This is a genomic window from Streptomyces sp. NPDC054834, from assembly GCF_053611185.1.
In genome coordinates this window covers 37,320-51,140 of record NZ_JBSGZV010000044.1, presented here as the reverse complement: position 1 = coordinate 51,140, position 13,821 = coordinate 37,320, and the positions used below count along the sequence as shown (strand labels likewise).

Sequence of the window (13,821 nt, the reverse complement as noted above, 5' to 3'; positions counted from 1 at the left end):
GCGCTCAGAAGACTGATGCTGTGGCCCGGGCCACACCTACCGTCCCGGGCCATGAGCGCAGACACCAGCCCCGCCATCGAGCTACGGGGCGCGAGCAAGACCTTCAGAACCCCGTCGGGGGGTCTGCACACGGCTGTCCGGGACCTGGACCTGACCGTCGGGCGCGGCGAGTTCGTGGCCGTCGTCGGCCCCACCGGCTGCGGCAAGTCGACCACGCTGACCCTGGTCAGCGGCCTGGAGGAGCCCACCGAGGGTGATGTGCTGGTTGCCGGGGTGCCGGTGAACGGGGTCGGCGACAAGGTCGGCTTCGTCTTCCAGCAGGACGCCACCTTTCCCTGGCGGACGGTGCTGTCCAACGTCATGGCGGGCCCCCGTTTCCGTGGCGTGCCGAAGCCGGAGGCCAAGCAGAAGGCCCGCGAGTGGCTGGCCCGGGTCGGGCTCGCGGCCTTCGAGGACCGCTACCCTCACCAGCTCTCCGGTGGTCAGCGCAAGCGCGTGGCCCTCGCCGCCACCTTCGTCAACGACCCCGAGATCCTGCTGATGGACGAGCCCTTCTCGGCGCTCGACGTGCAGACCCGGGCGCTGATGTCGGACGAGCTGCTGGAGCTGTGGGAGGGCACCGGCGCCTCCGTCGTCTTCGTCACCCACGACCTGGAGGAGTCCATCGCGCTGGCCGACAAGGTCGTCGTGATGACCGCCGGTCCCGCGACCGTCAAGCAGGTCTTCGACATCGACCTGCCGCGGCCGCGCAAGGTCGAGCAGGTACGTCTGGAGCCGCGGTTCATCGAGATCTACCGCGAGATCTGGGAGTCCCTCGGCGAAGAGGTCCGCATCACCCGTGAGAGGGGTGCCGCCAATGTCGCCTGAGGTCATCAGCACGCCGGTCGTCGACACGGCGAAGACTCCGGGCCGCGCCCAGACGCGCGCCGCCGCCGCCCGCAGACGCAAGGTGGTCGTCGCCGCCGCACGGGTGCTCCTCCTGGTGGCCGTGCTCGGCCTGTGGGAAGGGCTGTCCCGGGCCAAGATCATCGATCCGTTCAACTTCTCGATGCCCTCGCAGATCTGGGACCAGATCAGCACCTGGGTGATGCACGGAACGGCACAGGGCTCGCTGGGCCAGCAGATCTGGGCCACGTTGCAGGAGGCGCTGCTCGGCTGGGTCATCGGTGTCGTCGCCGGTGTGGTCTTCGGTATCGCGCTGGGGCGGATCGCCTTCCTCGCCGATGTCCTTGGTCCATACATCAAGGTGCTCAACTCCATCCCCAGGATCGTCCTGGCCCCGATCTTCGTGATCTGGTTCGGGCTGGGCCCCGCCTCCAAGATCGCGTCGGCCGTGGTGCTGGTGTTCTTCCCGGTGTTCTTCAACGCCTTCCAGGGTGCCCGCGAGGTAGACCGCAACCTGGTGTCCAACGCCCGGATCCTCGGCGCGAGCGACCGCCGGGTGACGCTTCAGGTGGTCATCCCCTCGGCGACCTCCTGGATCTTCACCAGCCTGCACGTCAGCTTCGGCTTCGCCCTCATCGGTGCCATCGTCGGCGAGTACATCGGCGCCACCGAGGGCATCGGCCTGCTCGTCGCCCAGTCCCAGGGCACCTTCAACGCCGCCGGCGTCTACGCCGCGATGGTCATCCTCGCGGCCGTCGCACTCGTGGCCGAGGGCCTGCTGACCTTCGCCGAGCACCGCATCTTCCGATGGAAGCCGGCGAACTCCGGCCACTGAGCCCGGGCCGCCCAGCGCCGCCCCGAGGCCGAGCGCTCCAAGACACCCCCCTTCACCCGCACCGCCCCCTCACAAGGACGTGAACCGCCATGCGCAAGACCGCCAGATACGCCTCGCTCGCCGCCTCCGGCCTGCTCGCCCTCTCCTCGCTCACCGCCTGCGCCAATGACGCGGCGAGCAGCACCTCCGCCGACGCCGGCAGCAAGGGCGACGGCAAGGGTACGAAGGTCAAGATCATGGTCGGTGGCCTGGACAAGGTCATCTATCTGCCGGCGATGCTGACCCAGCGGCTCGGCTACTTCGGCTCCGAGGGACTCGACGTGGAACTCCTCAGCGAGCCCGCCGGTGTCCAGGCCGAGACCGCGCTCGTCTCCGGCCAGGTCCAGGGCGCCGTCGGCTTCTACGACCACACCCTCGACCTTCAGACGAAGGGCAAGTCCGTGGAGTCCGTCGTGCAGTTCTCGCACGCCCCCGGCGAGGTGGAGGTGGTCTCCACCAAGAAGGCGGGCGACATCACCTCGCCGAAGGACTTCAAGGGCAAGAAGCTCGGCATCACCGGTCTCGGCTCCTCGACCGACTTCCTCACCAAGTACCTCGCCGTCAAGAACGGGGTGAAGATCAGCGACTTCAGCCCGGTCGCCGTGGGCGCGGGCCCGACGTTCATCTCGGCGCTCCAGCAGGGCTCGATCGACGCCGGTATGACGACCGACCCGACCGTCGCCACGATCCTGGACAAGAAGGCGGGCAAGGTCCTCCTGGACATGCGGACGCCAGAAGGCTCCAAGGAAGCGCTCGGCGGCCCGTACCCGTCGTCCAGTCTGTACATGCAGACGGACTGGGTGAACAGCCACAAGGACACCGTCCAGAAGCTGGCCAACGCGTTCGTCAAGACGCTCAAGTGGATGTCGACCCACAGCGCCTCCGAGATCGCGGCCAAGATGCCCGCCGACTACTCCCAGGGCAACAAGACGCTGTACGCCGAGGCCATCAAGAGCACCCTGCCCATGTTCACCGACGACGGAGTGATGCCCACGAACGGTCCCGAGACCGTCGAGAAGGTCCTCAAGGCGTTCAACCCCAACATCAAGAACGCCAAGGTGGACCTGAGCAAGACCTACACGACCGAATTCGTCGACAAGGCCGCGAAGTAGGCGGGCTGACGTCCCCGTCGGCAGCGGTCAGATGCGGGTCGCCCACACGTAACGGTGTTCCGGGCGGCCCGCATCGCCGTACTTGAGGGTCAGCCTCGCCCGGCCGGTGCGCTCCAGCAGCTTCAGATAGCGCTGGGCGGTCTGCCGGCTCACCCCGGTCCGCTCGGCGATCTCCTGGGCCGACAGAGGGCCGTCGGCGTTCATCAGGGACTGGCGCACCAGCTCGGCGGTGGTGGGGGAGTGCCCCTTGGGCAGCCCGGGCTCCGACGGCGCGGACAGCGCGCCGAAGATGCGGTCCACCTCCGCCTGTTCGGCCTCGCCACCGCCGTCGAGGGTGCGGCGCAGATGCGCGTACGCCTCGAGCTTCGCCCGCAGACCGGCGAAGGCGAACGGCTTGACCAGGTACTGGAGGGCGCCCTGCCGCATGGCGGCCTGGACCGTCGACACGTCCCGGGCCGCCGTCACCATGATCACGTCGGTCTGGTGGCCCCGGCGGCGCATCTCCTGCACGACCGCCAGGCCCGTCTCGTCGGGCAGGTAATGGTCCATCAGGACCAGGTCGAGGCGTGGCAGCGTCTCCAGCCGGTGCAGCGCCTCCGCCGCGGTGTGCGCCTCCGCGGCCACATGGAAGCCCGGTACCTTCTCCACGTAGGCGGCGTTGACCCGGGCCACCCGGACGTCGTCGTCCACGACCAGGACCTCGATCATCGGGCCTCCTCCTCGTCGACGGCCGGGGCGGACGCGGTGAGGGCCGGGTGGAGGGCCGGCTCCAGGCCAGGCTCGGTCAGTGCCTCCGGCAGTACGACCGTGAACCGAGCGCCCCCGCCCTCCGCTTCGGTCACCGTCGCGCTCCCGCCCTGCCGCTCGGCGAACCGGCGCACCAGGGAGAGCCCGAGGCCGCGCTTGCCGTGCGCGGGCGGCTTCTTCGTGGACCAGCCGTCCGTGAAGATCAACTCCCGCTGCTGCACCGGGATCCCGGGCCCCGTGTCGCGCACGCTGAGGACGACCGTACGCGCCTCGGCGCGCAACTCGACCTCCACGCGCGCGTGCGGGGTGCCCGCGACGGCGTCGAGCGCGTTGTCGACCAGGTTGCCCACGACCGTCACCAGCCCCCTGGGGTCGATCAGCCGGTCCGGCAGCCGGGTCCCGTCGGAGACCCACAGGGCCACCCCTCGCTCGGCCGCGACGGTCGCCTTGCCGACCAGCAGGGCGGCCAGCAGCGGGTCGTGGATCTTCTCGGTGACCTGCTCCGCGGTGGCCCGGTGGTCGCCGACCACCTCTCCGACGAACTCCACGGCGTCGTCGTACATCTCCAGTTCGAGCAGACCCAGCAGCGTGTGCATGCGGTTGGCGTGCTCGTGGTCCTGGGCGCGCAGGGCGTCGATCAGGCCCCGCGTGGAGTCGAGTTCACGGCCGAGCTGCTCCAGCTCGGTACGGTCGCGCAGGGTGGCCACCGCGCCGCCGTCGTCGGTGGGCATGCGGTTGGTGACGAGGACCCGCTGGCCGCGCACGGTGAGCAGGTCGGTGCCGGTGACCCGGCCGGCCAGGACGTCGGTCGTACGGCCCGCGCCGAGCGCCTCGTCCGGCGACCGGCCGACGGCCTCGTCACCGATGCCCAGCAGACGCCGGGCCTCGTCGTTGAGCAGGCGGACACGGCCCGCGCGGTCGAGCGCGACGACGCCCTCCCGGATCCCGTGCAGCATCGCCTCGCGCTCGGCGAGCAGTGCCGATATGTCCGAGAAGGCCAGGTCCCGGGTCTGCCGCTGCACCCTGCGGGAGATCAGCCAGGCGGCCAGCGCGCCGACCGCGAGGGCGCCGCCCGCGTACGCGAACAGCCCCGGGATGGCGCCGATCAGCCGCGCCCGCACGCTGTCGTACGCGATGCCGACCGAGACCGCGCCGACGATCCGGTGGTGGGCGTCTCTCAGCGGCACCTTGCCCCGGGCGGAGCGGCCGAGGGTGCCCTTGTCGATCTCCATGACCTCCTTGCCGGCCAGGGCGTCGCGCGGGCTGGTGGACACCGGGCGGCCGATCTCGCTCGTGGTGGGGTGGGACCAGCGGATCTCATGTCGGTCCATCACCACGATGTACTCGGCGCCCGTGGCGTGCCGGATCCGCTCCGCCTCCTTCTGCACCGGGCCGTCGACGCTGGGCCGGGTGGTCAGGATCCCCTGGGCGATCTTCGGGTTCTGCGCGGTGGTCTGCGCGATCGCGAGCGCGCGGCGCATCGCCTCCTGGTCGAGCTGCTTGCTCAGCGGCGCCAGGAACAGCCCGGTCGCGAGTACCGCGACTCCCGCGGCGATCGCCAGCTGCATCAGCAGGACCTGCGAGAACATCCGTCGCGGCAGACCCAGGCGCCGGCGGCGTGCGGGGGAGGTGGGGCTCATACCCAAGACGGTACGTGGGACGCGGGGTGCTGCCGAAGGGGTGTGGCGTGGATCTCTTGACCAATTCTTGGGAAAGCGGCGTGTGGGCTCAGCCCGCCAGTCCCGCCCCGGTCAGTTCCCGCACCGCCACCACGTCCATCCGGGCCGGCGAACCGAGCACGGCGGCCCCGCAGCTCTCCGGGCGGAGGGGCAGCGAGGCGCTCTGGGCCACGGTCACCCGCCAGTGACGGCCGTCGGCGTGGGCGACGGTCACCTCCCAGTGCGGCGCCGCGCCGTCCGTCCGTACGACGCTCAGCGCCTCCGCCGCGTACTCGCCCGTCGCGGAGCGCACGGCCAGCTCCGCCGCCTGTCCGGGCCGTGCCCACGCGGACCGCCCGCGGCACCCCTCGACGACGACACGGCCCTCCTGGACGCCATCCAGGACTTCCTTGACGGCGTGGGCCTCGGCCCGGCCGTACGCGTATCCGTACGGCAGCACGAGCACCGTCGGTGAGAAGCGATGTCCACCCAGATGAGTGACCTCCCACACGCCCCGCACGCCGGACGCGCCGAGTTCGGCCGCGAGGGGACGGCCGAGGAGGGCGCAGCAGCGGTCGCGCTTGCCGTTGGTGCAGATGAGGGCGAGCGGGCCGCCCTCGTGCGGCCGTCCCCCGAGCGCCGAGCCGAAGCTGCGGTGATCACCGGCGCCCAGGGCGGTGAAGTCGAGGCCGAGCAACTGTCGCGGATCGCGGGTGGTGGCGTGATGCAGCCAGCTTCTTCCGGGGACGGTGTGGGCCACGTACACCTGGCGCACGGCGGGTGTTCCGGGGTCGGCGTGCCGGCCGGGGCGGCGGATGAGCGCGATCCGCACGCCCGTGCCCTCGGCGGCGGCCTCCAGGGCGCGGCCCAGTGTGCGGTCCAGGTGGCTGGAAGTGAGCGCCTTGGCGCCCCACGGCCCGGGCTGTTCCAGCAGCAGCCACGTCGTCGCCGTGGCCGCGGTACCGGAAACGGGCTCGTCGAGGCTCCGGGAGACGGTCGCGCACCTACTCACACAGGTAAGCCTAACCTGCCTTTCCTCGAAGAGACTTCCAGCCGTCCTCGTGTTCTACTCGGGCAGGGGCTGAGGGGGCTGCGGACCGACGTAGTGCCCGCTGGGGCGCATGCGCAGCGGGCGCTCCCCGTACTCCTCCAGGGCGTGGGCGATCCAGCCCGCGGTGCGGGCGACGGCGAAGATCGTCTCGCCCGCGGTGGCGGGCATGCCGGTTGCCACGGTGAAAACGGCGAGGGCCAGGTCCACGTTGGCGTGCAGCGGGGCGTGCCGGGCGGTCGTGGCGACGATGTCCCGCGCCGCGAGGAGGGCGGGTTCGGCGCGCGGGACCTGCTCCAGGAGGCCGAAAAGGACGCGCGCGCGGGGGTCCTCGCCGGTGTAGAGCCGGTGGCCCAGCCCGGGAATGCGGCGGCCGGCGCGGAGTTCGTCCGCGATCACGGGCACGGCGGTGCCCTGGTCGAGTACGTCGAGCAGCAGCCGGTGGGCGAGGCCGCTGGCCGCGCCGTGCAACGGGCCCTCGATCACCCCGAGTCCGGCCGAGACGGCCGCGTAGGCGTGCGCCCGGGCCGAGGCGGCCACGCGCACGGCGAGCGTCGAGGCGGCCAGGTCGTGGTCGGCGAGCAGGGCGAGCGCCGTGTCCAGGACGCGCAGGGCGGCCTCGTCGGCCTCGCGCCCGGTCAGCCGGCCCCACAGCCGGTGGGCGAGCGGGCCGTCGTTGAGGTGGGCGAACGGCTGCGGCGGCAGTGCGGCGACGAGTGTCGGGATGAGGATGCGCGCGGTGCTGAGCACGGCCTCCTCCGACAGGTCGAAGCGCAGCGGGTCCTCCGCGGCGGCGGCGATGGCCGCGACCCGCAGACGGTCGGTGGGGGAGGTGTGCTCGGGCAGGGCCCCCACCGCGCGGCGGGCGACGGCGACGGTCGGCTCGGGTGCGGTGAACGTGACGCCCGGTCGCATCCGGCCCGTCCACAGCCACTCGGCGACCTCCTCGTAGGAGTGGCGCGCGGCGAGTTCGGTGGCGTCGACGCCCCGGAAGAAGTACCGGTCCTTGTCGATGAGCGTGATGCGGGTCCGGACGGACAGCTCGCCGCCGGCGCCCGGAATCGCGCTGCCCTCCCGCCTGTTGCGCCGGGCGAGGGCCGCCACTTCCTCGGCGTCGAAGGTGCTGCCGCGGCCGCCCGGCTCCCGCCTGCTGCTGAGCTGACCGCGGCTGACGTACGCGTACACGGTCTCGGGCTTCACCCCGAGCAGCTCGGCGGTCTCCTTGGTGCTCAGCCTGCGTCCCGGACGGCCGGAAGCGGGGTCTTGATCGCGCATGGGGGCCACGGTATCCGCCTCCCGGTGTATTGATGATGCATTGATTCAGTCAATATTGACATCCATAGAGTCAATCATGGATGGTCGAATCCAGTTGAGGGAGGAAGAAACGTGTCCATCAACAGGGCCGCAGCCAGCCTCGTCGACGTGCCGCGTGGACTCGCGGGCGTCGTCGTCACCGACACCCGGATCGGTGACGTGCGCGGATTCGAGGGCTTCTACCACTACCGCCAGTACTCCGCCGTCGACCTCGCGCGGACCCGCGGCTTCGAGGACGTCTGGCATCTCCTGGTCCACGGCGAACTGCCGGACGCCGGGCGGAGAGCCGCGTTCACCGCCGAGACCGCGGCGCTGCGCCGACTGCCCGAGGAGGTGCGGGCCGCCCTGCCCGCCCTCGCGGCGGCGAGCCGTGTCTCCGGTCCGCTGGCCGGGATGCGCTCGGCGCTGTCACTGCTGGGCGCGGTGCGGGGGTTCCGGCCGGTGTACGACATCGACGCCGACCGGCGCCGTGCGGACACCGTCGCCGCCTGCGCGGCCGTACCCACCCTGCTCGCCGCCCTCCACCGCCTCGGGCAGGGGCTCGAGCCGGTCGAACCGCGCGAGGACCTGTCGTACGCGGCCAACTACCTGTACATGCTCACGGGTTCGGAGCCGGACGGACGGCGGGCCCGGGCGATCGAGCAGTACTTGATCTCAACCATTGATCACGGCTTCAATGCGTCGACCTTCACGGCCAGGATCATCGCGTCGACCGGCGCGGACGTGGCGGCCTGCCTGGTGGGCGCCGTCGGCGCGCTGTCCGGGCCGCTGCACGGGGGTGCGCCGAGCCGTGCCCTCGACACCTTGGACGCGATCGGAACGCCGGAGCGGATCGACTCCTGGATCCGGGAACGCGTCCTCGCGGGCGACCGCGTCATGGGCTTCGGGCACGCGGTCTACCGTACGGAGGACCCCCGTTCGCGGATGCTCCGCGACATCGCCCGCGGCTTCGGCGGGCCGCGCGTCGACTTCGCCATCGAGGTCGAGCGCCGGGTCGAGGCGATCCTCGCCGAGCTGAAGCCCGGGCGCGAACTCCACACCAACGTCGAGTTCTACGCGGGAGTGGTCATGGAACTGTGCGGTCTGCCGCGCGAGATGTTCACACCCACCTTCGCGGCGGGGCGCGTGGTGGGCTGGAGCGCCAACCTCCTGGAACAGGCGGAGGATTCGAAGATCATCCGCCCAGTGGCACGGTACGTGGGCCCGGAACCGCCGGAGGCGGTGCCGGCGGTGGCCTGAGGTCGAGCGAGGCCCGGCGCCCGCCGAAGCGCCGGGCCGGAGCGTGTCCACGCTATGCGTCCGGAATATCGGCCTTCGCGCGAAGAAGTGTGTCGCGGCTGATCACCACGATCCGCTCGTGGTCCGCGCGGGCCGCGTCGGACGGAAGGTGGGGGTCGAGCGACTCGGTGGCATCCGTGCCGATGACCGCGAAGTTGCCGTCGGACAGCTCGAAGATGTCCGGGCAGGTGTCGCCGGTCATGCTGCCGCGCTCCCGGGGGGACGCACCGATGCGACGCACGATTTTCAAGGGGGTCCTCATTCTTGCGGTGTGGGTGTGGAAAGGGGGACAGGTTTTTACCACGCCGCGTGTCCGCATAATGAGACGCCCTACGCCAAACGGACCGGCCCCACCGGCTCTCCCCTTGGCTCAACTGGGCTTACTCCGCAGGAGGTTCACCCACGACCCACCACTCCTCCGTGTCGGCCTCGTCCAGATCACGAATGAGGGTGTCCACCATCCGGCCGATGCGGCCCTCCTCGGATTCGTCCTTGAGGCTCGCGCGATGGGGACGAGTGGACTCCCAGTACCTCCGGAAGAGGGCGCTCCGGCACAGCACGCGCAGATGGCCGTGCAACTCCTCCAGGGTGGCGACGCCGATGCGGTAGCCGAACAGCGTGTTGGCGTAGAGGGCGTTGGCGAACAGGTGCTGCCGCACCTGGGTGGGCGACTCCGCCTCGAAGGTGCTCAGTACGAGGGCGAGCTCGGGATCGTCGATGGCGCGCTCCAGCAGGCCGAGCTGGAGCCGCTGGTAATCGACCAGGGCGGCCCGCCGGCTCTCCGCCCGCTCTGCCCGTTCCGCCCGCAGCCGGAGCTCCGCGCACCGCCGCTGCCGCGCGGTCCACGCGGCGACGGTCCCCGCTGTGAAGGCGAGCCCCGCCACGGCCGCGGAGCCCAGCCCCCGCGTCCTTCCGGACCTCTGTGTGGCCATGTCAACCCCCGAATCAGGCGGCCGTCCGCCGGTCGTCGGGACGTGGGTCGACTGTGGGACGTGGGTCGACTGGAGGGACCGGCGAGCGGTGGGCGGCGCTTGCCGTCTCCCAGAGTGCCGAGCGGCTCTGATCGGCGGGGAGGCGGAGAGGCGGCGCACGGAGGGAAGCAAGGGTCGCACGCCAGGCGCCATGCCCAACGTCTGCCCCGCAAGACCTGCTGACAAGCGTTCACTTCGCGGGGTTTCTCCTCACTCGTATCCTGGGTCGGCATTCCATCCTCGTCCGTGCGCCGGGCCGTGAGCCGGTGCGCGCGTCCGCGTGAGAGAGGTCGCACGTTGGGGCACAGCCGCAGTCCGCAGCAGATCCCGGTCGTCGTACTCGCCGGTTTCCTCGGCTCCGGGAAGACCACGCTCCTCAACCATCTGCTGCACCGCAGCGGGGGCAGCCGCATCGGGGCGATCGTCAACGACTTCGGGGCCATCGAGATCGACGCCATGGCGGTCGCGGGGGCGCTCGGCGACTCCACCGTCTCGCTCGGCAACGGATGCCTGTGCTGCGCCGTCGACGCGAGCGAACTCGACCTCTACCTGGAGCGGCTCGCCGACCCCGCCACCGGCATCGACGTCATCGTCATCGAGGCCAGCGGCCTCGCCGAACCCCAGGAACTCGTCCGTATGGTGCTGGCCAGCGAACATCCCGGTATCGTCTACGGCGGGCTGGTCGAGGTCGTCGACGCCGCCGAGTTCGACGACACGCGCGCGAAGCACCCGGAGATCGACCGGCACCTTGCCCTCGCCGACCTGGTGGTGGTCAACAAGCTCGACCGGGCCGCGGACGGCGAACGTGTGCTGGGCCTGGTCCGGTCCCTCACCGACCGGGCCGCGGTGACCCCCGCCACCTACGGCCGGATCGATCCGGAGTTCCTCTTCGACTGCCGGCCGAGCGAGGAGCGGATCGGCCAGCTGTCCTTCGACGACCTGCACGAGGACGACTGGCACGAGGACGACCTGCACGAGCACGAGGCCGGCGCCGACCACGCCGGGCATCTGCACACCGCGTACGACAGCCTGTCCTTCGTCTCCGAGGTTCCCCTCGAGCCGCGCCGCCTGATGGCCTTCCTCGACAGCCGGGCCGAGGGGCTCTACCGGATCAAGGGGTACGTCGACTTCGGCCGGTACGACACCCGGAACCGGTACGCCGTGCACGCCGTCGGCCGGTTCCTGCGCTTCTACCCGGAGCCCTGGGGCCCCTCCGACACCCGCCTGACCCAGCTCGTCCTCATCGGCACCGGCATCGACGCGCCCACCCTCGGCAAGGAACTCGAGGCATGCAAGGACGACGCCCCACACGCCGACGAGCACGGCATGTGGGGCGTCCTGCGCTACGTACGGGACCCCGGGGTTCCCCAGGAGTACGACCCCGAGGACCTGCCGGTCTAGAACACCGGCCCCGCCACCACCCACACCGTCTTCGACAGCGAGGTGCCCGAACCGTCCCGGCGCGGGTCCGGCTCAGGAAGCTCGACCGGGGTGCCGTCCTTCTGCGCCGCACGCGCGGGTGCCGGACCCGCCCACGCGAAGGACAGGCAGTCCTCGCCCTTCAGGAACCGCTGGCAGCGCACGCCGCCGGTGGCCCGGCCCTTGCGCGGATACTGGTCGAACGGGGTCAGCTTGGCCGTCGTCTGCACGGAGTCGTCCAGCGTCCCGCGCGAGCCCGCCACCGTGAAGACGACCGCGTCCACCGCCGGGTCGACGGCGGTGAAGGAGATCACCTTCGCGCCCTCGGTCGGCTTGATGCCCGCCATGCCGCCCGCCGGACGGCCCTGCGGGCGGACGATGGACGCCTGGAAGCGCAGCAACTGGGCGTCGTCGGTGATGAACACCAGGTCCTCGTCGCCGGTGCGCAGCTCCACCGCTCCGACGATCCGGTCGCCCTCCTTGAGCGTGATGACCTCCAGCTCGTCCTTGTTGGACGGGTAGTCGGGGACCACGCGCTTGACCACGCCCTGCTCCGTGCCTAGCGCCAGACCCGGGGACGACTCGTCCAGCGTGGTCAGGCAGACCACCGTCTCGTCGTCCTCCAGGGAGACGAACTCAGCCAGCGGCGCGCCACCGGCCAGGTTCGGCGCCGTCGCCGTGTCGGGCAGCTGCGGCAGGTCGACCACGTTGATCCGCAGCAGCCGGCCGGCCGACGTCACCGCACCCACCTCGCCGCGCGCGGTCGCCGGGACCGCAGAGACGATCACGTCGTGCTTGACGCGCCGGGCGTCGGCGTCCTCCGCGAACGGCTCGCTGTTCGCCGTACGGGCCAGCAGACCCGTCGACGACAGCAGCACCCGGCACGGGTCGTCCGCCACCTGAAGCGGGACCGCCGCCACCGGGGCGCCCCCCGACTCCAGCAGCACCGTGCGCCGGTCGCTGCCGAACTTCTTGGCCACCGCGGCCAGTTCGGCCGAGACCAGCTTGCGCAGCTCGGTGTCCGAATCCAGGATCCGGGTCAGCTCCTCGATCTCCGCGTTCAGCCGGTCCTTCTCCGCCTCCAGCTCGATGCGGTCGTACTTGGTCAGGCGCCGCAGCGGCGTGTCGAGGATGTACTGCGTCTGGATCTCGCTCAGTGAGAAGCGCTCCATCAGGCGCTGCTTGGCCTCCGCGGAGTTCTCGCTGGAGCGGATCAGCCGGATGACCTCGTCGATGTCCACCAGGGCCGTGAGCAGGCCCTCGACCAGATGCAGGCGGTCGCGGCGCTTGCCGCGGCGGAACTCGCTGCGGCGCCGGACGACGTCGAAGCGGTGGTCGAGGTAGACCTCGAGCAGCTCCTTCAGACCCAGGGTGAGCGGCTGGCCGTCGACCAGGCAGACGTTGTTGATGCCGAAGGACTCCTCCATCGGCGTCAGCTTGTACAGCTGCTCCAGGACGGCCTCCGGGACGAAGCCGTTCTTGATCTCGATGACCAGGCGCAGTCCGTGCTCGCGGTCGGTGAGGTCCTTGACGTCGGCGATGCCCTGAAGCTTCTTCGAGCCGACCAGGTCCTTGATCTTGGCGATCACCTTCTCGGGGCCGACGGCGAAGGGCAGCTCCGTGACGACCAGGCCCTTGCGGCGCGCGGTGACGGTGTCCACCGTGACCGTGGCGCGGATCTTGAAGGTGCCGCGGCCCGACTCGTAGGCGTCCCGGATGCCGGCGAGGCCGACGATCCGGCCGCCGGTGGGCAGGTCGGGGCCCGGGACGTGCCGCATCAGGGCGTCCAGGTCGGCGTTCGGGTGCCTGATCAGGTGGCGGGCGGCCGCGACGACCTCGCGCAGGTTGTGCGGCGGCATGTTGGTGGCCATGCCGACCGCGATCCCGGAAGCGCCGTTGACCAGCAGGTTCGGGAAGGCGGCGGGCAGGGCGAGCGGCTCCCGCTCCTGGCCGTCGTAGTTGGGGACGAAGTCGACCGTGTCCTCGTCGATGGACTCGGTCATCAGGCTCGTCGCCTCGGCCATCCGGCACTCGGTGTACCGCATGGCCGCCGGCGGGTCGTCGTTGCCCAGCGAGCCGAAGTTGCCGTGGCCGTCCACCAGGGGCACGCGCATCGAGAAGGGCTGCGCCATGCGCACCAGCGCGTCGTAGATGGACGCGTCGCCGTGCGGGTGCAGCTTGCCCATGACGTCGCCGACGACGCGGGCGCACTTCACGTAGCCCCGCTCCGGGCGCAGGCCCATCTCGTTCATCTGGTAGACGATGCGGCGGTGTACGGGCTTGAGGCCGTCGCGGGCGTCCGGCAGGGCGCGCGAGTAGATGACCGAGTAGGCGTACTCGAGGTAGGAGCCACGCATCTCGTCCACGACGTCGATGTCGAGGATCCTCTCCTCGTACGAGTCGTCGGGCGGCGGGGTCTTCGTGCTGCGGCGGGCCATCGCTGCCGGCTCCTTGCTGAAGCGATTGACGGATCTGACGCGGACCATTGTGGACCGCGGCACTGACAGCGCGGGCC

Annotated in this window: 12 protein-coding genes; 5 read left to right on the top strand and 7 right to left on the bottom strand. The window is 71.0% G+C overall.

What is annotated here, in order from left to right; translation table 11 throughout:
- The first annotated feature begins 51 nt into the window (after positions 1-51).
- The 3 genes from ACWGJM_RS38670 (at position 52) to ACWGJM_RS38660 (ending at position 2,871) form a co-directional block, all read left to right on the top strand.
- A complete protein-coding gene (locus ACWGJM_RS38670) occupies positions 52-867 on the top strand; it encodes an ABC transporter ATP-binding protein (RefSeq protein ID WP_453416426.1) in 816 nt (271 codons plus the stop codon).
- Positions 857-1,720: an ABC transporter permease gene (locus tag ACWGJM_RS38665; RefSeq protein ID WP_453416425.1), complete on the top strand. Its 864-nt coding sequence runs from the start codon at positions 857-859 to the stop codon at positions 1,718-1,720. Before ACWGJM_RS38670 ends, ACWGJM_RS38665 begins: the two co-directional genes overlap by 11 nt.
- Positions 1,721-1,809: 89 nt before the next feature.
- Complete coding sequence (locus ACWGJM_RS38660; RefSeq protein WP_453416424.1) at positions 1,810-2,871, top strand: ABC transporter substrate-binding protein; 1,062 nt, start codon at positions 1,810-1,812, stop codon at positions 2,869-2,871.
- Between the two features lie 27 nt (positions 2,872-2,898).
- Here the strand turns inward: ACWGJM_RS38660 and ACWGJM_RS38655 are convergent, their stop codons facing one another.
- From ACWGJM_RS38655 to ACWGJM_RS38640, 4 genes are all read right to left on the bottom strand, one after another.
- The gene (locus ACWGJM_RS38655; protein WP_453416423.1) at positions 2,899-3,579 is read right to left on the bottom strand and encodes a response regulator; all 681 of its coding nucleotides are present in this window, start codon (positions 3,577-3,579) and stop codon (positions 2,899-2,901) included.
- Positions 3,576-5,258 carry a sensor histidine kinase gene (locus ACWGJM_RS38650; RefSeq protein WP_453416422.1) on the bottom strand — a complete coding sequence of 561 codons (1,683 nt, stop codon included), beginning with the start codon at positions 5,256-5,258 and terminating at the stop codon, positions 3,576-3,578. The genes ACWGJM_RS38655 and ACWGJM_RS38650 overlap by 4 nt, the downstream gene beginning before the upstream one ends.
- Positions 5,259-5,346: 88 nt before the next feature.
- Complete coding sequence (locus ACWGJM_RS38645; RefSeq protein WP_453416421.1) at positions 5,347-6,288, bottom strand: sucrase ferredoxin; 942 nt, start codon at positions 6,286-6,288, stop codon at positions 5,347-5,349.
- Between the two features lie 54 nt (positions 6,289-6,342).
- Positions 6,343-7,599 carry a citrate synthase gene (locus tag ACWGJM_RS38640; RefSeq protein ID WP_453416420.1) on the bottom strand — a complete coding sequence of 419 codons (1,257 nt, stop codon included), beginning with the start codon at positions 7,597-7,599 and terminating at the stop codon, positions 6,343-6,345.
- Positions 7,600-7,710: 111 nt separating this feature from the next.
- On the opposite strand from ACWGJM_RS38640, the gene ACWGJM_RS38635 reads away from it, so the two are divergent.
- Positions 7,711-8,877, top strand: coding sequence for a citrate synthase/methylcitrate synthase (locus ACWGJM_RS38635; protein ID WP_453416419.1), 1,167 nt, complete (start codon positions 7,711-7,713; stop codon positions 8,875-8,877).
- A 52-nt stretch (positions 8,878-8,929) separates the two neighbouring features.
- Here ACWGJM_RS38635 and ACWGJM_RS38630 read toward each other — a convergent pair whose 3' ends face one another.
- Complete coding sequence (locus ACWGJM_RS38630) at positions 8,930-9,166, bottom strand: hypothetical protein (protein ID WP_361799787.1); 237 nt, start codon at positions 9,164-9,166, stop codon at positions 8,930-8,932.
- A gap of 130 nt (positions 9,167-9,296) precedes the next feature.
- Complete coding sequence (locus tag ACWGJM_RS38625; RefSeq protein WP_453416418.1) at positions 9,297-9,848, bottom strand: DUF6082 family protein; 552 nt, start codon at positions 9,846-9,848, stop codon at positions 9,297-9,299.
- A gap of 336 nt (positions 9,849-10,184) precedes the next feature.
- On the opposite strand from ACWGJM_RS38625, the gene ACWGJM_RS38620 reads away from it, so the two are divergent.
- A complete protein-coding gene (locus ACWGJM_RS38620) occupies positions 10,185-11,288 on the top strand; it encodes a CobW family GTP-binding protein (RefSeq protein WP_453416417.1) in 1,104 nt (367 codons plus the stop codon).
- On the opposite strand, the gene ACWGJM_RS38615 is transcribed toward ACWGJM_RS38620, so the two are convergent.
- Positions 11,285-13,744 carry a DNA gyrase/topoisomerase IV subunit A gene (locus ACWGJM_RS38615; RefSeq protein WP_453416416.1) on the bottom strand — a complete coding sequence of 820 codons (2,460 nt, stop codon included), beginning with the start codon at positions 13,742-13,744 and terminating at the stop codon, positions 11,285-11,287. The genes ACWGJM_RS38620 and ACWGJM_RS38615 overlap by 4 nt on opposite strands.
- Between the last annotated feature and the right edge of the window lie 77 nt (positions 13,745-13,821).

Coding starts and splice junctions, on each gene's coding strand:
- ACWGJM_RS38670 (WP_453416426.1), top strand. CDS start 52: ATGAGCGCAGACACCAGCCCCGCCATCGAGCTACGGGGCGCGAGCAAG.
- ACWGJM_RS38665 (WP_453416425.1), top strand. CDS start 857: ATGTCGCCTGAGGTCATCAGCACGCCGGTCGTCGACACGGCGAAGACT.
- ACWGJM_RS38660 (WP_453416424.1), top strand. CDS start 1,810: ATGCGCAAGACCGCCAGATACGCCTCGCTCGCCGCCTCCGGCCTGCTC.
- ACWGJM_RS38655 (WP_453416423.1), bottom strand. CDS start 3,579: ATGATCGAGGTCCTGGTCGTGGACGACGACGTCCGGGTGGCCCGGGTC.
- ACWGJM_RS38650 (WP_453416422.1), bottom strand. CDS start 5,258: ATGAGCCCCACCTCCCCCGCACGCCGCCGGCGCCTGGGTCTGCCGCGA.
- ACWGJM_RS38640 (WP_453416420.1), bottom strand. CDS start 7,599: ATGCGCGATCAAGACCCCGCTTCCGGCCGTCCGGGACGCAGGCTGAGC.
- ACWGJM_RS38625 (WP_453416418.1), bottom strand. CDS start 9,848: ATGGCCACACAGAGGTCCGGAAGGACGCGGGGGCTGGGCTCCGCGGCC.
- ACWGJM_RS38615 (WP_453416416.1), bottom strand. CDS start 13,744: ATGGCCCGCCGCAGCACGAAGACCCCGCCGCCCGACGACTCGTACGAG.